General features: G+C 71.2%; 16 protein-coding genes. 5 read left to right on the forward strand and 11 right to left on the reverse strand.

Going from position 1 to position 16,600, the window contains the following annotated elements; all coding sequences use genetic code 11:
- The first annotated feature begins 17 nt into the window (after positions 1–17).
- Entirely contained in the window at positions 18–1,043 is a 1,026-nt protein-coding gene (locus ACWD02_RS25615; protein WP_451214767.1) for a GlxA family transcriptional regulator, read from the forward strand.
- Positions 1,044–1,059: 16 nt separating this feature from the next.
- Here the strand turns inward: ACWD02_RS25615 and ACWD02_RS25620 are convergent, their stop codons facing one another.
- From ACWD02_RS25620 to ACWD02_RS25630, 3 genes are read right to left on the reverse strand one after another with little or no spacing between them, the layout of a single operon-like run.
- Positions 1,060–2,130, reverse strand: a complete 1,071-nt coding sequence (locus ACWD02_RS25620) for a Zn-dependent alcohol dehydrogenase (protein ID WP_451214768.1) — start codon at positions 2,128–2,130, stop codon at positions 1,060–1,062.
- Positions 2,127–3,380: an acyl-CoA dehydrogenase family protein gene (locus ACWD02_RS25625; protein WP_451214769.1), complete on the reverse strand. Its 1,254-nt coding sequence runs from the start codon at positions 3,378–3,380 to the stop codon at positions 2,127–2,129. Before ACWD02_RS25625 ends, ACWD02_RS25620 begins: the two co-directional genes overlap by 4 nt.
- 8 nt (positions 3,381–3,388) lie before the next feature.
- Positions 3,389–4,300, reverse strand: coding sequence for an SDR family NAD(P)-dependent oxidoreductase (locus ACWD02_RS25630; RefSeq protein ID WP_451214770.1), 912 nt, complete (start codon positions 4,298–4,300; stop codon positions 3,389–3,391).
- Positions 4,301–4,456: 156 nt separating this feature from the next.
- Between ACWD02_RS25630 and ACWD02_RS25635 the strand changes: the two genes are divergently transcribed.
- Positions 4,457–5,398, forward strand: coding sequence for a cyclase family protein (locus ACWD02_RS25635; protein ID WP_451214771.1), 942 nt, complete (start codon positions 4,457–4,459; stop codon positions 5,396–5,398).
- 349 nt (positions 5,399–5,747) lie between these two features.
- On the opposite strand, the gene ACWD02_RS25640 is transcribed toward ACWD02_RS25635, so the two are convergent.
- From ACWD02_RS25640 to ACWD02_RS25655, 4 genes are all read right to left on the reverse strand, one after another.
- Complete coding sequence (locus tag ACWD02_RS25640; RefSeq protein ID WP_451214772.1) at positions 5,748–6,239, reverse strand: ATP-binding protein; 492 nt, start codon at positions 6,237–6,239, stop codon at positions 5,748–5,750.
- Positions 6,240–6,667: 428 nt separating this feature from the next.
- Complete coding sequence (locus ACWD02_RS25645; RefSeq protein WP_451214773.1) at positions 6,668–7,543, reverse strand: acyl-CoA dehydrogenase family protein; 876 nt, start codon at positions 7,541–7,543, stop codon at positions 6,668–6,670.
- A gap of 8 nt (positions 7,544–7,551) precedes the next feature.
- Positions 7,552–8,718 carry an acyl-CoA dehydrogenase gene (locus tag ACWD02_RS25650; RefSeq protein WP_451214774.1) on the reverse strand — a complete coding sequence of 389 codons (1,167 nt, stop codon included), beginning with the start codon at positions 8,716–8,718 and terminating at the stop codon, positions 7,552–7,554.
- A 1-nt stretch (position 8,719) separates the two neighbouring features.
- Entirely contained in the window at positions 8,720–9,937 is a 1,218-nt protein-coding gene (locus ACWD02_RS25655; protein WP_451214775.1) for an amidohydrolase family protein, read from the reverse strand.
- Between the two features lie 173 nt (positions 9,938–10,110).
- On the opposite strand from ACWD02_RS25655, the gene ACWD02_RS25660 reads away from it, so the two are divergent.
- On the forward strand, positions 10,111–11,688 hold the full coding sequence (locus tag ACWD02_RS25660; RefSeq protein ID WP_451214776.1) for a class I adenylate-forming enzyme family protein: 1,578 nt from the start codon (positions 10,111–10,113) through the stop codon (positions 11,686–11,688).
- 16 nt (positions 11,689–11,704) lie between these two features.
- Here the strand turns inward: ACWD02_RS25660 and ACWD02_RS25665 are convergent, their stop codons facing one another.
- Both ACWD02_RS25665 and ACWD02_RS25670 read right to left on the reverse strand, forming a co-directional pair.
- Positions 11,705–12,217, reverse strand: coding sequence for an EF-hand domain-containing protein (locus ACWD02_RS25665; protein ID WP_451214777.1), 513 nt, complete (start codon positions 12,215–12,217; stop codon positions 11,705–11,707).
- A gap of 212 nt (positions 12,218–12,429) precedes the next feature.
- A complete protein-coding gene (locus ACWD02_RS25670) occupies positions 12,430–12,804 on the reverse strand; it encodes an STAS domain-containing protein (RefSeq protein WP_363211865.1) in 375 nt (124 codons plus the stop codon).
- A gap of 245 nt (positions 12,805–13,049) precedes the next feature.
- Between ACWD02_RS25670 and ACWD02_RS25675 the strand changes: the two genes are divergently transcribed.
- Together ACWD02_RS25675 and ACWD02_RS25680 are read left to right on the forward strand one after the other, a co-directional pair.
- Positions 13,050–13,649, forward strand: coding sequence for a sigma-70 family RNA polymerase sigma factor (locus tag ACWD02_RS25675; RefSeq protein WP_451214778.1), 600 nt, complete (start codon positions 13,050–13,052; stop codon positions 13,647–13,649).
- Complete coding sequence (locus tag ACWD02_RS25680) at positions 13,646–14,986, forward strand: MDMPI N domain containing protein (RefSeq protein ID WP_451214779.1); 1,341 nt, start codon at positions 13,646–13,648, stop codon at positions 14,984–14,986. The genes ACWD02_RS25675 and ACWD02_RS25680 overlap by 4 nt, the downstream gene beginning before the upstream one ends.
- 33 nt (positions 14,987–15,019) lie before the next feature.
- Here ACWD02_RS25680 and purU read toward each other — a convergent pair whose 3' ends face one another.
- Together purU and ACWD02_RS25690 are read right to left on the reverse strand one after the other, a co-directional pair.
- On the reverse strand, positions 15,020–15,892 hold the full coding sequence (gene purU, locus ACWD02_RS25685; protein WP_451214780.1) for a formyltetrahydrofolate deformylase: 873 nt from the start codon (positions 15,890–15,892) through the stop codon (positions 15,020–15,022).
- A gap of 113 nt (positions 15,893–16,005) precedes the next feature.
- Positions 16,006–16,509 carry an SCO4402 family protein gene (locus tag ACWD02_RS25690; RefSeq protein ID WP_451214781.1) on the reverse strand — a complete coding sequence of 168 codons (504 nt, stop codon included), beginning with the start codon at positions 16,507–16,509 and terminating at the stop codon, positions 16,006–16,008.
- Positions 16,510–16,600 lie beyond the last annotated feature (91 nt).

Below are 16,600 nucleotides of genomic sequence, written 5' to 3' on the forward strand. Positions count from 1 at the left end.
TTGGCTAGGATCGGGCCATGAGCCCAGCGACCGGCGCCCCGGGAGTGCCCGCCACCGCACGTCACCGTGTGGTGGTCCTGGCCCTGGACGGCGTCATCCCCTTCGAGTTCGGCATCCCGCAGCGGATCTTCGGCCGCGCGCGGACCGCTGACGGCGCGCTTCTGTACGAGGTCGTGACCGCCTCCGTCCGCGCGCCGGGCCCGGTGCGCACGGACGCCGACTTCGCGATCCTCGTGGAGAACGGCCCGCAGGCCCTGGCCACGGCCGACACGGTCGTGATCCCCGCGTCGTACGAGCTGGGTCCGGTCTACGAGGAGGGCCGCCTGACCGGTGAACTGGAGTCGGCCCTGGCCCACATCCGGCCGGGCACCCGCATGATCTCCATCTGCACGGGCGGCTACGTCCTGGCCGCGGCGGGCTATCTCGACGGCCGTACGGCGACGACGCACTGGGCGTCGGCGGAGCACTTCCAGCGTCTCTTCCCGCGGATCACGGTGGACCCGGAGGTGCTCTTCATCGACGACGGTGACGTGCTCACCTCTGCGGGTGTGGCGGCGGGCCTCGACCTCTGCCTTCATGTCGTGCGCGGCGACCACGGATCGGCGGTCGCCAACGACGTCGCACGCCGTACGGTGGTGCCGCCGCACCGGGACGGAGGGCAGGCCCAGTACATCGAACGCCCGGTTCCGGAGCCGCAGCTCGCGACGACGACGTCCGCGCGGGCGTGGGCCCTCGCCCGCCTGCACGAGCCGATCCAGCTCCGTGACATGGCGGACCAGGAGTCCATGTCCGTACGCACCTTCACGCGCCGTTTCCGCGAGGAGGTGGGCATCAGCCCAGGGCAATGGCTCGCGCAGCAGAGGGTCGAGCGGGCCCGCCACCTCCTGGAGTCGAGCGATCTCTCCGTGGACCGGATCGCGCGGGACGCGGGCTTCGGCACGGCGCAGTCGATGCGGGGGCACTTGCAGGCGGCTCTGGGAGTGACCCCTACCGCCTACCGCCGCACGTTCCGTGCCGGAGCGCTCGCCGGGCCCGCTCGGTGACCCCGCGGCGACATCGCTAGAACGTCAGCACCCCCCGCGCCACCCGCCCCGCCTCCGCGTCCCCCACCGCCTTCGCGAAGTCCTCCACGGGATACGTCTCCGTCACCAGCTCGTCGAGGAGCAGGCGCCCCGCCCGGTAGAGCTCGGCGTACAGGGCGAAGTCCCGTTGCGGGCGGGCCGAGCCGTAGCGGCAGCCCAGGATCGACTTGTCCAGGAACAGCGAGGAAACCAGGAACGACGCCTCGGCCGTGGCCGGCGGAACCCCCAGCAGGATCGCCTGACCGTGCCGGTCCAGGAGGTCGATCGCCTGCCGGATCAGCTCGACCCGGCCCACGCACTCGAAGACGTGGTCCGCCCCCGTCGGCAGCAGTTCCCGTACGCCGTCCGCCGCCGCCGACGAGAAGAAGTGCGTCGCGCCGAACTGCCGTGCCACCGACTCCTTGCCGGGGTTCGCGTCGACCGCCACGATCCGCGTCGCACCGGCGATCCTCGCCCCTTGGAGTACGTTCAGGCCGATGCCGCCGGTCCCGATCACCACGACGCTGTCCCCGCGGTCGACCTTCGCCCGGTTGAGCGCGGCGCCGACCCCCGTCACCACCCCGCAGCCGATCAGCGCGGCCGACGTCAGCGGAATGTCCTCCGGAATCTTCACGGCCTGCACGGCCTTCACCACCGTGCGTTCCGCGAACGCGGAGTTCGCCGCGAACTGGTGGATGGGTTCGCCGCCCCGCGAGAAGGGCTGGTCAGGCATTCCGATCGCACGCCGGCACATGGTCGGCCGCCCCCGGTTGCACTCCCCGCACGCCCCGCAGCTCGCGATGGTCGAAAGCGCCACGTGGTCACCGGCCGTCACATGGGTCACCCCCGGGCCGACCGCCTCCACCACCCCCGCCCCTTCGTGCCCGAGCACCACCGGCGAGGGGAAGGGAATGGTCCCGTCGATCACCGAGAGGTCGCTGTGGCACAGCCCCGCGGCCTTGACGGCGACCAGCACCTCCCCCGGGCCCGGGTCCCGTATCTCCAGGTCGTCGACGACTTCGACCCTGCTCCCCTCGGCCTTGCTCCTGTCGAAAACGACACCCCTCATCGCGACTCCCTCGGCAGGCCGAGCACGCGCTCGGCGATGATGTTGCGCTGAATCTCGTCCGAGCCGCCGTAGATGGTGTCGGCCCGCGTGAAGAGGAAGAGCCGCTGCGTCGCGTCGAGTTCGTAGGGTGCGCCCTCGCTCCAGTCCCCGGGGCCGACCGCCCCCGCGGCACCGCGCACGGCCATGGCCAGCTCCCCGAGGCGCTGATGCCACCCGCCCCACAACAGCTTGGCCACACTCGGCGCACCCGCGCCCGCACCCGCACCCGCAGCAGGGCCACTGCCCGAACTCCCCAGCGTACGGAGCGCGTTCCACCGCATGACCCGCAACTCCGCCCACTGCCGTACGAGCCGGTCCCGCAGCACGGGGTCTTCGACGGCGCCGCTCGCGACGGCCTCCCGGACGACACCTCCCAGCTCCTCCGCGAAGCCGATCTGCTGCACCAGGGTCGAGACTCCCCGCTCGAAGCCGAGCAGCCCCATGGCGACCCGCCACCCGTTGCCGGCGCCGCCCACCACGTGCGAGGCACGCGCGATCGCCCCGTCGAAGAACACCTCGTTGAACTCGCTCGTTCCCGTCAACTGCCGTATCGGCCGCACCTCGACGCGCCCCGGCTGGTCCATCGGCACCAGCAGGAACGAGATCCCCCTGTGCCCGGCGGACCCCGCCTCCGTGCGCGCGAGCACGAAGCACCAGTCCGCCTCGTGCGCGAGCGAGGTCCAGATCTTCTGCCCGGTGACGCGGTACACCTCGCCGTCCCGCACCGCCGAGGTCCGCAGCCCCGCCAGGTCCGATCCGGCGCCGGGCTCGCTGTAGCCCTGGCACCACAGCGCCTCGCCGCGTGCGATGGGCGGCAGGAACTCGTCCCGCTGCTCCTGTGTGCCGTGGGCCAGGAGCGTGGGGGCCAGCAGGTTCTCGCCGATGTGGCCGTAGCGTCCGGGTGCCCGCACGCGCGCGTACTCCTCGGCCCAGACGACCTGCTGGGTCAGCGTCGCCCGCCGATTCCCGTACGCACCGGGACCCGGCCCAGAGCCCGCACCATGATCCGCGCCCGTGTCCCACCCGAGGCCGATCCACCCGCCCCGCCCCAACTCCCGCTCCCAGGCCCGCCTTTCCGCCGCCCCCTCATGCTCGCTGCCGGGCCCGCCACGCCCCGCCGCCCCGGCGAACACTCCCGTCAGATGCTCGCCGAGCCACGCCCGTGCCTCCGCCCGGAACTCCTCGTCCCGCGGCCCGAACCCGAACTCCACCGCCCGGCCTACGCGTTCGGCCGGTCTTTGGCGGCCGCGGCCTTCGCCATCGCCTCCAGCTGGGCCAGCATCGGCATCGGGTCGACCCCCACCGTCCCCGGCAGGAAGTCGGCGATCTTCTCCGGGGTCCAGCCGCCCTCCACATACCCGGCCCGCAGCTCGCGGGGCTGGGCCCAGACGGCGATCTTCGGTCCGGCGACCGTGTAGACCTGCCCGGTGATCCTCTCCTCCCGGGCCCGCTCGCTCAGCAGATACGTGACCAGCGCGGCCACGTCCTCCGGCTCCCCGATCTCCTTCAGCTCCATGGGCACGTTGGCGGACATCCGCGTGCGCGCGACGGGCGCCACCGCGTTCGCCGTCACGCCGTACTTGTGCAGACCGAGGGCCGCGCTGCGCACCAGGGAGATGATGCCGCCCTTGGCCGCGCTGTAGTTGGCCTGCGCGACGGACCCCTGGTGATTGCCGCTGGTGAAGCCGATCAGCGTGCCCGTGCCCTGCTTGCGCATGACCGCCGACGCGGCCCTGAAGACCGTGAACGTGCCCTTCAGGTGGGTGGCGACCACCGGGTCCCACTCCTGCTCGGACATGTTGAACAGCATCCGCTCGCGCAGGATCCCGGCCACGCACACCACGCCGTCGATGCGCCCGTACTCGGCGAGCGCGATGTCGACGATCCGCTGGCCCCCCGCCATGGTGGAGATGTCGTCGGCGACGGCAACGGCCTCGCCGCCCGCCGCCCGGATCTCCTTGACCACCCCGTCGGCTATCTCACTGGCCGGTTCCGCGCCCTCCATGGAGACGCCGTAGTCGTTCACGACGACCTTCGCCCCCTCGGCCGCGGCGGCGAGCGCGACCGCTCTGCCGATGCCGCGCCCGGCACCGGTCACGGCCACCACCTTGCCTGCCAAGAAGTTCCCCACGTCCGGCCCCTTCCCGCTGTTTCTGACGGACCGTTAGATTCTATGACCCGTCAGATACCCGAAGACAAGACCCGGGGAGGACCCATGTCAGACTCGCCATCCACAGGCTCGACATTTACAGGCTCGGCATTTACAGGCTCGGCATCCACAGGTTCCGTGGCATCGACCGGATCGGCCCTGCCGCCCGAGTTCTTCGACATCGCCAAACGCGTGAACAACTGGGGCCGTTGGGGAGCAGACGACGAGATCGGCACCCTCAACCTCATCACCGACGAGGTGGTGCGCGAGGCCGCCGCCACCATTCGCACCGGCAGGCGCGTCCCGCTCGCGCTGCCGCTCAAGGAAGACGGCGTCCAGACGGGCCTGATACCCGGCCGGGTCAACCCCCTGCACGCGATGGTGCAGATCAACCAGGAGCTCTTCGGCCCCGGCACGGTCGCCACCAGCGACGACGCCGTCACGATGGGCCTGCAGACGGCCACCCACTGGGACGCGCTCACGCACGCGTCGCACTCGGGGAAGATCTACAACGGCCGCCCCGCGGACACCATCACCGCCCACACCCGCGCGCAGTTCAGCGGCATCGACAAGGTGCCGCACCTCGTGTCGCGCGGCGTGCTCCTGGACGTCGCCCGCGCCAAGGGCGTGGACCGGCTGCCCGGCGACCACGCGGTCACCCCCGAAGATCTCGCGGAGGCCGAGGAGTTCGCGGGGCTCACCGTCCGTGCCGGCGACATCGTCCTCGTGCGCACCGGGCAGATCCAGACCTATCTGGCGGGCGACAAGCACGCGTACGGATATCCGTCCCCCGGCCTCTCGGTCCGCACGCCCGAGTGGTTCCACGCGCGCGATGTCGCGGCGGTCGCCAACGACACCCTCACCTTCGAGATCTTCCCGCCGGAGATCGAGAACCTGTGGCTGCCCGTACACGCGCTCGACCTGGTGGAGATGGGGATGCTGCAGGGCCAGAACTGGAATCTGGAAAAGTTGTCCACAGCCTGTGCAGAAGTTTCGCGCTACAGCTTCCTTCTCTCCGCGATGCCCGAGCCGTTCGTCGGCGGCACGGGGACTCCCGTCGCGCCGGTGGCGGTGTTGTGAGCCTTCGGATGGCGGCGCCCCGGCTCCCGCCCCGAGCGCGTTGCCGCGCGCGCCGCCATCCGGCTCCGGCGCCCTGGTCCTGCCCTACTCGGCCACGAAGGGACCGACGCCGACGGCGACCCACATCTCGCCGAGGTCCGGGTCACAGGCACCGTCCCTCGACGTCCCCTCGCGGCGAATCGCTGCACACAAGCGTGATCAATCGGACACGGTACGTCAACACCCGTCCGGTGATTAATGAATTATGCCGCTTATGTACCGACCGCGCATGGCCGCGCATCGTGGCACGCGACGGCGCATGCGGGCGCCCGGGGCCGCCATGCGGGGGCTCCGGACCGTCCTGCGGGGCTCAGACCGCCTCGTACGCCACGTCTTCGTAGGTCGTCCCGTCGAACGCGACCGCCGCGACCCCCGGCTCGCACCGGTCCACCTCGCACCAGATGCTCTTTCCCGCGCCCTCGGCCTGCCAGCCCCAGCGGTCGGCGAGCCCGTCGACGAGTTCCAGGCCCCGGCCGTTGGTCGCGTCACCGTCGGCGTGCCGCTGCTGCGGCGGACGCGCGCTGGCATCGGCGACCTCGACCCTGACCGTCCCCGCTCCCGCCTCGGCGGCTTCGTCGGGCACCTCCGGGACATCGGGGAGCCGCATGCGCAGCACGGCAGGACAGCCCGTGTGCACGACCGCGTTGGTGACCAGCTCCGAGATCAGCAGGATCAGCGTCTCGGCCAGTGGCTCGTCGACCCCTATCCCGGAACCGGCGAGCCGCGAACGCGCCCACCTCCGGGCCCGTCCCACCTCTGCGGGGTCGGGCCTGACCTCCAGCTGAACTTGAAGCACCTGCACCGCTCACACCATCCGAACCGGCGGACACATCGCCTCGCGACTCCACGGGGTCACGGAACGTGATCCCCTTGAGAGACAGCATGGTTGACGTTCAGTCACCCCAACAAGCGCTTCAGGCATATTCCAGCGCGAAGGAGTACGCGTGCGGCATACTGTGCGACGCGTGCTGCGGGGGGTCGAACAGGCGGGCATGAAGCCCCTTCCTGCACTGCGAGCGGCACGCATTGCCGGGTCCGGCGCCGCCTCAGGGGCAACACCGGCATGGCTCGACCTCAGAACCACTCGCATCTGACACAAGGTACCGGAGCGGAAGCCCGACTCCATGCCGTGACGAGTCACGCATAGGACACAACCCGGTATCGACGCTCAGTAGCCTCCCCCCAGTTCGACGACTTCACAAGTCGATCACTCTGCGCACCCATCGGGACTCACAGGGCCGCCGCCAGCTCTTCCTCGGCCCGGGCGGCCGGCTTTCCGAGCCCTGCCCGCACCCAAGTCCGCTTCAGATGCAGGTGTACGTCGGCCTCCCAGGTGAAGCCCATCCCGCCGTGCACCTGGAGGCAGTCGCGCGCGCCGCGCACCGCCGCGTCGTCGGCGAGCAGCTTGGCCGCCGTGATCTCCGCGGCGTCACCGGTGACCGACGCTGCGTACACGGCGGCGCGGGCGACCTCCGTGCGGACGAGCATCTGCGCGCAGAGGTGCTTGACGGCCTGGAAGGAACCGATGGAACGCCCAAATTGTGTACGTTCCCGGGCATAACGGACCGCCGTCTCGCAGGTCTTGCCCGCGCTGCCGAGCTGTTCGGCCGCGAGCAGCAGGTCCGCCTCCGGGACGGCCCCGCTGCCACCGCCGTCGTCCTCGCGCACCCGGTGCAGCGGCGTCAGCGGGTCGACCGACCGCAGCGGTACGGCGCCGGAGGCATCGCCTCGGACCACGTCCGCCTCGTCCAGCCAGGGGACGAGGCCACCGGACACGGCCGTCACCACGGTCGCCCCCTCGGCCGCTCCCGTGACGTCGGGCGCCGCGAGGAACGTGGCCACCAGCGGCCCGGGGAGCAGCGCGCGCCCCGCCTCCTCGAACGCCAACACGGCTTCCGGAAGTCCGAGTCCGACTCCGCCCGCCGCCTCCGGCACCCGCAGCGAGAAGAACCCGGCGTCCCCGAGCTCCCGCCACAGGGCCCGGTCCAGCGAGGGTGTCCCGGAGTCCGCGGCCTCCCGCAGCGCGGCCCCGTCGAACCGGCCCGCCAGGACTTCGCGCACCCCGTCCCTCAACGCCCGCTGGTCCTGAGTGAGTTGGAAGTCCATGCGCGTCCTCACCGCCCTTTCGGGAGGCCGAGTATCCGCTCGGCCACGATGTTCTGCTGGATCTGCGAGGTCCCGGCGGCGATCGTGTACGAGAGGGAGGAGAGCCGGTCCAGGGTCCACTCGTGGCCCAGGTCCAGCGCGCCGGGCCCGAGGACGTCGCCCGCGGCCTCGTACAGCTCCTGGCGTGCGTGCGAGTAGCGCAGCTTGAAGACGGAACCGCCGATGCCCGGTACGCCGGTCCCGGCCCGCTGCGACTCGCTGACGTTCCACTGCGTGAGCCGCCACAGCGCCCCGAACTCCGCGCTGAGCCTGCCGAGCCTGCGCCGGAGCACCGCGTCGTCCCAGCGGCCGTTCTTGCGGGCCTCGCGGGCAAGCTCGCCCAGGACGCGGCGGCAGGCGACGACCTCCCCCACGAAGGCCGTCCCGCGCTCGTACGACAGCGTCACCATCGTCACGCGCCAGCCGTCGTTCTCGGCGCCGACCCGGTTGGCGGCCGGCACCCGCACCTCGTCGAGGAACACCTCGGCGAACTCGGTCGATCCGGCGAGCGTGCGCAGGGGCCTGACCGTGATCCCGGGGGCGTCCATCGGCATCGCCAGCCAGGAGATGCCGCGGTGCTTGGGCACGTCCTCGCTCACCGGTGTCGTGCGCACGAGGAGCTCGCACCAGTCGGCGACCTCCGCGTGCGAGGTCCAGATCTTGGAGCCGCTCACCACGTAGTCGTCGCCGTCCCGCCACGCGCGCGTGCGCAGCGAGGCGAGGTCGGAGCCCGCGTCCGGCTCGCTGAACCCCTGGCACCACACCTCGTCACCGCGCAGGACGGGCGGAAGCCACCGGGCCCGCTGTTCGGCCGTCCCTTCGGAGGCGATGGTGGGGCCCGCGTGCAGCAGGCCGACGAAGTTCGCGCCCACGTAGGGCGCGCCCGCCTTCTCGGTCTCCTCCAGGAAGATCAGGTGCTGGGTGGGGGTGGCGCCCCGGCCGCCCGCGTCGACGGGCCAGTGCAGGCCCGCGTACCCGGCGTCGTACAGCCTGCGCTGCCATCCCATGTCGTACGCCCGGCGCCCCGGCCAGTCCAACGGGTCCGGGCGCGGCGGGAGTTGCGGGAGTGTGCGGGCCAGCCACTCGCGCAGGCCCGCCCGGAAGGCTTCCTCCTCCGGCGTGTAGGTGAGGTCCACGTCAGGCCCGCTTGCCCTGGTCCATGTCGCGGTCCAGGTCGAGGCCGAGCATGCGGATGGCGTTGCCGCGCATCAGCTTGTAGACCGTCTCGTCGTCGAGGCCCTTCACGTGGTCGAGGGCGACTTCCTTGGTGTGCGGGAAGGTCGAGTCGACGTGCGGGTAGTCGGTCTCGAAGGTGGCGTTGTCGCGCCCGACGACGTCGAGGGAGGCGACCCCGTGCTTGTCGCGGAAGAAGCAGCAGAACATCTGCCGGTAGTAGTACGTGGAGGGGGGCTCGGGGATCAGGTCGCGGACGCCGCCCCAGGCGCGGTGCTCCTCCCACACGTCGTCGGCGCGTTCGAGGGCGTACGGGATCCATCCCATCTGGCCCTCGCTGTAGGCGAGTTTGAGCGCCGGGAACTTGACCAGGACGCCGCTGAAGAGGAAGTCCATCATCGAGGCCATTGCGTTGTTGAAGGAGAGCGCGGCCTGGACGGCGGGCGGGGCGTCCGGTGAGGCGGCGGGCATCTGGGAGCTCGACCCGATGTGCATGTTGACGACGGTGCCGGTCTCCTGGCAGATCGCGAAGAACGGGTCCCAGTAGCCGGAGTGGATCGAGGGCAGCCCCAGATAAGTGGGGATCTCGGAGAAGGTGACGGCCCGGACGCCCCGCGCGGCGTTCCGTTTGATCTCGGCGACGGCGAGGTCGATGTCCCACAGCGGGATGATGCAGAGCGGGATGAGCCGGCCGCCGCTGTCACCGCACCACTCGTCGACCATCCAGTCGTTGTAGGCGCGCACGCAGGCCAGGGCGACCTCCTTGTCGTGCGCCTCGGCGAAGGTCTGGCCGCAGAACCGGGGGAAGGTGGGGAAGCAGAGGGACGCCTCGACGTGGTTCAGGTCCATGTCCTTGAGGCGCTCGGCCGGGTCCCAGCAGCCACGGCGCATCTCGGCCCTGGTGATGCCCTCAAGGGTCATGTCGTCGCGGTCGAAGCCGACGGCCGCGATGTTCCGCTTGTACGGGAACTTGAGGTCCTCGTAGATCCACCAGTCGGTGGGAGGGCCGTCCGGGTCCATCGTGATCTGGTACTTGCCGGCCACGTAGGCGAGTTCGCCGATGCCGGCGGTGAGGGGCCTCGGGCCGCGGTCGCGGTATTTGGCGGGCAGCCAGGTGTCGAAGAGATGCGGCGGCTCGATCACGTGGTCGTCGACGCTGACGATCCGGGGAAGCTCGGTCATGGTGTCCTGCCTTTCAAGGCGCCTCCGGTCATCTCTTCGGCCCCTTCGGGCTATCTGATGACCCGTCAGATAGCAGGCTAGCCGCGCACCCCTGGACCGACAAGGCGGTGAGGCTTACGCTCTCGGCACGATCTGACTGGCCGTCAGTTCACGTGCTGCCGTGAGGGGATCGCATGAGGACCTCGGAGAACGAGACCGCGTACGAGCTGGGGGCGTCCCGCACCCTCTGGGAGCTCATCGAGCGCCGCGCCCGGCTCACCCCCGACGCGCCCGTCCTCATCCAGGCCGCGGCCGACGCCACCGACGACCGGACCCTGACCTTCGGCGAGCTGCGCGACCGCGCCGAACGGGTGGCCGCGGGCCTGTACGCGATGGGGGTGCGCCCCGGCACCGTGGTGGCCTGGCAGCTGCCCACCCGCATCGAGACCGCCCTGCTCTCCTTCGCGCTGGCCCGCGTCGGCGCCGTCCAGTCACCGGTCATCCCCTTCTACCGCGACCGCGAAGTCGGCTTCGCGCTGCGGGAGTCGAAGGCGGAGTTCTTCGCCGTGCCGGGCGTGTGGCGGGGCTTCGACCACACGGAGATGGCGCGACGGCTCGGCGCGCGGGGCGTCTTCGAGGCGTACACGTACGACGACCTGCCCGACGGTGACCCGTCCACCCTGCCCCCGCCCCCCTCGGACGGCACCTCGGTGCGCTGGATCTACTGGACCTCAGGCACGACGTCAGACCCCAAGGGCGTCCTGCACACGGACCGTTCACTGATCGCGGGCGGCTCGTGCCTCGCCCACGCGCTGCACCTCTCGGCGGACGACGTCGGCTCGATGGCGTTCCCCTTCGCGCACATCGCGGGCCCCGACTACACCGTGATGCTGCTCCTTTACGGCTTCCCCGCGGTGATGTTCGAGACCTTCGCGCTGCCCGACGCACTCGACGGCTACCGGCGGCACGGCGTGACCGTGGCGGGCGGCTCCACCGCCTTCTACTCGATGTTCCTCGCCGAGCAGCGCGGACTCGCGCCGGGCGAGCGGCTCATCCCGACCCTGCGCCTCCTCGCGGGCGGCGGTGCGCCGAAGCCGCCGGAGATCTATCACGCCGTCGTACGCGAGATGGGCTGCCAACTCACCCACGGGTACGGCATGACCGAGGTGCCGATGATCACCATGGGCGCGCCGGACGACACGGCGGAGAACCTGGCGACGACGGAGGGAAAGCCGCCGCGGGGCATGGAGATCCGGATCACGGACGCCGAGGGCAGGGAAATGCCCGCCGGGGTCGACGGCGAGGTGCGGCTGCGCGGGGAGGCGGTCTGTCAGGGCTACTTGGACCCCGCCCAGAGCGCGGGGGTCTTCGACGCGGACGGCTTCCTGATCACGGGCGACCTCGGCCACCTGCGGCCGACCGGACACCTCGTCCTCACCGGGCGGGCCAAGGACATCATCATCCGCAAGGGCGAGAACATCTCCGCGAAGGAGATCGAGGACCTGCTGCACCGGCATCCGGCCGTGGGCGACGCGGCGGTGATCGGCCTCCCGGACCCCGAACGGGGCGAGCGGGTCTGTGCGGTGATCGAGCGGCGGCCGGGGGACCACGAGGCCCTGACGCTCGACTCCCTGACGGCTTATCTGCGCGGGGAAGGACTCTCCACGTACAAGCTGCCGGAGCAACTGGAGCTGGTGGAGGCCCTCCCCCGCAACGAGACGCTGCGCAAAGTGCTCAAGTACAAGCTGCGGGAGCGGTTCGCGCGGAGCTAGTACACGCGAGCGGCTCTCACTCAGGGACGGTGAAGTACGCCGAGAACGCCGCGACGATCTCTTCCTCCGTCACACGCCCGTCGCCGTCGGTGTCGAGCGAGCCGCCCGCGGCGCTCGCGACGTCCGCCGGGACACCGAGGGCCTTGAGCACGCGCTCGACCTCCTGCGGGCTGACCGCCCCGTCACTGTCGCCGTCCGCGACCGAGATCACGGCGTCCAGGAACGGCCGCGCGATCTCCGCGAACCGGGCCGGGTTGTCCCGCAGACGCTTGACCGCGCCGCCCACGAACTCCGGCTTGGTGATCCGCTGGTCACCGTCACGGTCGGCGATCCCGGCCATGCCCTGCCAGAAGGCCTCGGCCCCGATGTAGAGGGCCTGGCCCTTCTCGGAGCGTGCCGTGGCGCCGAACTCGCTGAGCAGGGCGGCGGTCGCCGTGCTGAAGTCCTCACGGGAGATGTAGCCGTTGCCGTCCTGGTCGAAGCTGGCGAAACGGGCCGCGATCTTACGCTCGTACTCGGCACTGTCCATGGTGTTCGGGCCGCCTCACTTCTGCGGTTGGGTGCGTGTGCACAGGGGGTCCCCTGGGTGTGTCTGGCAGCGAGCGTACGTGTTCGGCGACCGCCCGGAGGCCGGAAGCCGACGCTTGTGCCAAGACCGGGACAAGAGAGGTTGTACCAGGAGCCCGCCCTTGGTGATCTTTTGGGTCTCCGTTGACCGAGAGCCCGCGGGAGGGCGGTGTGTCACGCGGAGAGCGGGATCGCCTCGTCGTCCACCGCGGCCGTCACGTCCGGGAAGACCTCGAAGAGCCGGCGTACGCCGAGGGCCGCGAGGACGCGGTTCACGTGGGAGCCGTCCTCGGCGCCCTTCGCGGGCAGTATCAGACGCAGCCGGCCCTGACAGGAGCGGAACAGGCGACGCGTGGCGATCAGCACGCCGACACCGCTGGAGTCGCAGAACAGCACGTCGGAGAGGTCGAGCACGAGGCTGTGCCGGCCGTCGGCCACGGCGTCGTGCACACGCTGGCGCACGACAGGCGAGGTCACCAGGTCCATCTCGCCGGACACCCGCAGGACGGCCCAGCCGTCCTGCTCGTCCACGGCCACCTGCAGCGTCACTCGCACGCCTCTCGCTCGCTGATACCGCTCGCTCGTAGCTCGCCGATGCGGAAGCCTTCCCTACGCTTCCTACGTCGCGGCTGCCCCAGCTCCTCTCCATGAAACACCAGGGACACCGCTCCCTATCATCCGAGGCCGGGAGCAGGCGCACTTTGCCTTAAAGGGAGTGCGTTGTCGGTGGTGGCGACTACATTCGATGGAGGGTTTCGGGACGAGCAAGGAACGGCACGCGCAGAGGGGGCCGCATGGCGAAGGACGCGCCGCGCCGCTGGGACCGCCGCATGCAGCAGCGGCTGGCGCACGGGGAGGCGGCCGCGCTCGGCGAGCTGTACGACCACTTCGCCTCGCTCGTGCACGGCCTCGCCCACCGCGTGCTCGGTGACGAGGACGCCGCCGACCGGATCACCCGCGAAGTCTTCGCCCACATCTGGGAGAACCCCGACGCGTACGACCCCAAGCAGGGCCCCCTGCGCTCCTGGGTCGCCACGCTCACCCACCAGCGGGCCGTCCGGCGCCTTCGCCAGACCGAGTCCGCCGCCCTGGCCCGCGGCGGCGAGGGCACCCCGGAGGACCTGGAGCGCAAGGTCCGCCGCGCCTCGGCCGCCGCCCGCGCCGACTACATCGTCACGGCCATGCCCGCCCCGCTGCGTGCCGCCCTCGAACTCGCCTACTTCCAGCGGCGCGACTACCGCCAGACGGCAGCCGACCTCGGCGTCACGGAGGACGAGGCGCGCCGCCGCCTCCGCCTCGGCCTGCAGCTGCTCTCCACCGCGAACGACGCGGCGGGCCCCGCGGAGCCCCACCCCGCACCGGGCGCACACCCCGGTTACGGGAGAGCGCTGTGAACGGCCCCGACCGGCATGACCCCTTCGAGGAACCGGACCTCCCGGAGACGGGTGGCGGCGCGGGAGGCCCCGGCGGCTCCGGCGGCTCCGGCGGTGCAGACGGCCCCGGTGACGGGGACTCCCGTCGGCCGCCCCGCATACCGCTGCCGCGCGCCTCCATAGAGGACACGGGACACCCCCTGCCCGACCCTCCGCTCGCCCTCGACCACCGGGTCCTGAAGTCCCTGCTCGGGGCGTGGGCGCTCGCCGCCTGCTCGGTCGAGGAAGCCCTCGCCGTCGAGGTGCACCTGGGTCACTGCGGGCCCTGCGCTGAAGAGGCGCTGCGGCTGCGCGACGCGGTGGGCCTGCTGCACCAGGAGGAGAGCCTCGACCTCGATCCGGGTCTGCGCAACCGCGTCATCGAGAGCTGCCTCGGGCGGCGCCCGCCCCGTATCCCGGTCCCCGAGTGGGCCGTTCCGTACGACGCCGAGACCGCGCGGCTCGACGCGCTCCTGCGGGACATCGGCGACTCCGAGTGGCACGCTCCGGTGCGCCTGCGATGGTTCGACGAGGACCATCCGGTCAGCCGCAAGACCACGGTGGCCGGGGTGATCGCCCACCTCCTCGCCGTCGACGGCCTGGTCGCGCTGGCCCTCGGCCTGGACGACCCGCTCGGCAGGGAGGCCCCGCCGCACTCCGATCCGGACCACCGCACCGAGGCGTACTGGCGCGCTTCGTACTTCCCGCCCACGCGCGCGGTGCGCGGCCCCTGGCGCGAGCAGTCCCACGAGCTGATCCGCACGGTGTCCTTCACGGCGGGCGGCCCGCACGGCTCCGGCTCCGGCGGCCTTACCGTCCCCTACAGCGCCCCGGACGAGCAGGGCCGCCGCGTCGAACTGCCGCTGCGGGACTCCATGCTGGACCGCGCCTTCGAGTGCTGGATCCACGCGGGCGACATCGCGGAGGCGGTCGACTATCCGTACGAGCCGCCGTCGCCGCGCCATCTGCACCGCATGATCGACCTCGCCGCCCGGCTGCTCCCCGGCACGCTCGCCGAGCGCCGCCGCTCGGGGCTTGCCGCCCCGGCGCACGGCCTGGTGGCGGCGGGCGCCCCGGGCCGGAGCCTGCGCCTGGAGGTCGAGGGCATGGGCGGCGGGGAATGGTTCATCCCCCTCGACTCCCCCGGCGCCAGCGCGTCGGCGGACCGCGAGGTGGCCCATGTCGCGCTGGACGGCGTCGAGTTCTGCCGACTGGCCGCGGGCCACGTGTCTCCGCAGGAGGCGGCAGCCGGCCAGGTCGGGGACCGCCAGGCGATCAAGGACGTGCTGTTCGCGGCGGCGTCGCTGAGCCGGATGTGAGTCCCGCGAGCGTCGCGCGGGGCCCCGCGGCGGTCAGGCGAAGACGACCGTGCGGTGGCCGTTGAGCAGGATCCTGCGCTCGGCGTGCCACTTCACGGCGCGCGCGAGCGCCTGGCACTCCACGTCCCGGCCGATCGCGACCAGCTGGTTCGGCGTGACGCCGTGGCCGACGCGCTCGACCTCCTGCTCGATGATCGGCCCCTCGTCGAGGTCCGCCGTCACATAGTGCGCGGTGGCGCCGATCAGCTTCACACCGCGCGCGTGCGCCTGGTGGTAGGGCTTCGCGCCCTTGAAGCTCGGCAGGAAGGAGTGGTGGATGTTGATGATCCGGCCGCTGAGCTGCTTGCAGAAGTCGTCCGAAAGGACCTGCATGTAGCGGGCCAGGACGACGAGCTCCACGTCCTGCGCGCGCACGAGCTCCAGGATCTGCGCCTCGGCCTGCGCCTTGTTGTCCTTCGTCACCGGGACGTGGTGGAAGGGGATGTCGTACGAGGCGACGAGCTCGGCGAAGTCCGTGTGGTTCGAGACGACCGCGGCGATCTCGACCGGCAGCGCGCCGATGCGCGAGCGGAAGAGCAGGTCGTTCAGGCAGTGCCCGAACTTCGACACCAGCAGGACGACGCGCATCTTGTCGTCGGCGCGGTGCACCTGCCAGTCCATGTGGAAGGAGTCACCGATCGCGGCGAAGCTCGCCCGCAGCTTCTCGACGGTCACCGGCGGCTCCGCCGAGAAGTGGACGCGCATGAAGAAGAGCCCGGTGTCGTGGTCACCGAACTGCTGGCTGTCCTCGATGTTGCAGCCGGTCATGAAGAGGTAACTCGACACGGCGTGCACGATGCCCTGCTTGTCCGGGCAGGAGAGGGTGAGGACGTACTGCTCAGCGGGGGCGGGGACCTTCTCGTTCATGCGCCCAAGGTTCCCACAATCAGGGCACCCCACGGGACCACGGTCCATGCCCCGGACGGCGAGAGGTCCGTGCCCCGAACGGCGAAGGGTCCATGCCCCGGGCGGGCTGGCGTCTAGCTCGCCGACCGGGTCAGGATGCGCAGGACCTCGAGCGTCCGGGGAGCCTCGTCGGGGTCCTCCCCGTCACTCGCGGCGAGCCGCACATGGGCCTCGCGCGCGGCGCGGACCGCCTCCGGCCACCCCGGGTGATCGAGATAGGCGGACACCAGCGCGTCCGGACCCACCTCGTGCATGATCCGCAGGACCCGCAGCACCGCGGTGTCGACCAGGGCCGCCTCCTCCGCGTCACGGAAGATCGTCCCGACGTACTTCTCGGCGGACCAGTTGTCGAGCCACGTGTCCTCGACCAGGCGGTACACGGCGTCGGTCACGTCCCCGTACTCCTCGCGCCCGGCGAGCCAGCACTCACGCTGGAACCCCGGGTCGGAGAGCATGTGAAGAGCCGAGCGCACGTTGCTGCGCCAGCGCCACCATGGCATGTCGTTCGTTGGCATGCCGCCCATGGTGCTTGAGCGACGGCCGCGACGGGAAGAGTTCTCCGAACCTTGCACGGTCATCGATCGTACGTTCCCCCTCGGCGCAGCCGAATCGGCCCCTGTCATTCACCTTCTTGTCACCATGCGTTGAGAGCGCGTCACTCCATGGTTG

The sequence above is a fragment of the Streptomyces sp. NPDC002853 genome (assembly GCF_053591915.1).

What these genes read in the sequence shown, in the direction of transcription:
- ACWD02_RS25620 (WP_451214768.1), bottom strand. Translation starts at nt 2,130, where the DNA reads ATGAGGGGTGTCGTTTTCGACAGGAGCAAGGCCGAGGGGAGCAGGGTC.
- ACWD02_RS25655 (WP_451214775.1), bottom strand. Translation starts at nt 9,937, where the DNA reads ATGACCGAGCTTCCCCGGATCGTCAGCGTCGACGACCACGTGATCGAG.
- ACWD02_RS25675 (WP_451214778.1), top strand. Translation starts at nt 13,050, where the DNA reads ATGGCGAAGGACGCGCCGCGCCGCTGGGACCGCCGCATGCAGCAGCGG.
- purU (WP_451214780.1), bottom strand. Translation starts at nt 15,892, where the DNA reads ATGAACGAGAAGGTCCCCGCCCCCGCTGAGCAGTACGTCCTCACCCTC.
- ACWD02_RS25665 (WP_451214777.1), bottom strand. Translation starts at nt 12,217, where the DNA reads ATGGACAGTGCCGAGTACGAGCGTAAGATCGCGGCCCGTTTCGCCAGC.
- ACWD02_RS25660 (WP_451214776.1), top strand. Translation starts at nt 10,111, where the DNA reads ATGAGGACCTCGGAGAACGAGACCGCGTACGAGCTGGGGGCGTCCCGC.
- ACWD02_RS25615 (WP_451214767.1), top strand. Translation starts at nt 18, where the DNA reads ATGAGCCCAGCGACCGGCGCCCCGGGAGTGCCCGCCACCGCACGTCAC.
- ACWD02_RS25690 (WP_451214781.1), bottom strand. Translation starts at nt 16,509, where the DNA reads ATGACCGTGCAAGGTTCGGAGAACTCTTCCCGTCGCGGCCGTCGCTCA.
- ACWD02_RS25645 (WP_451214773.1), bottom strand. Translation starts at nt 7,543, where the DNA reads ATGGACTTCCAACTCACTCAGGACCAGCGGGCGTTGAGGGACGGGGTG.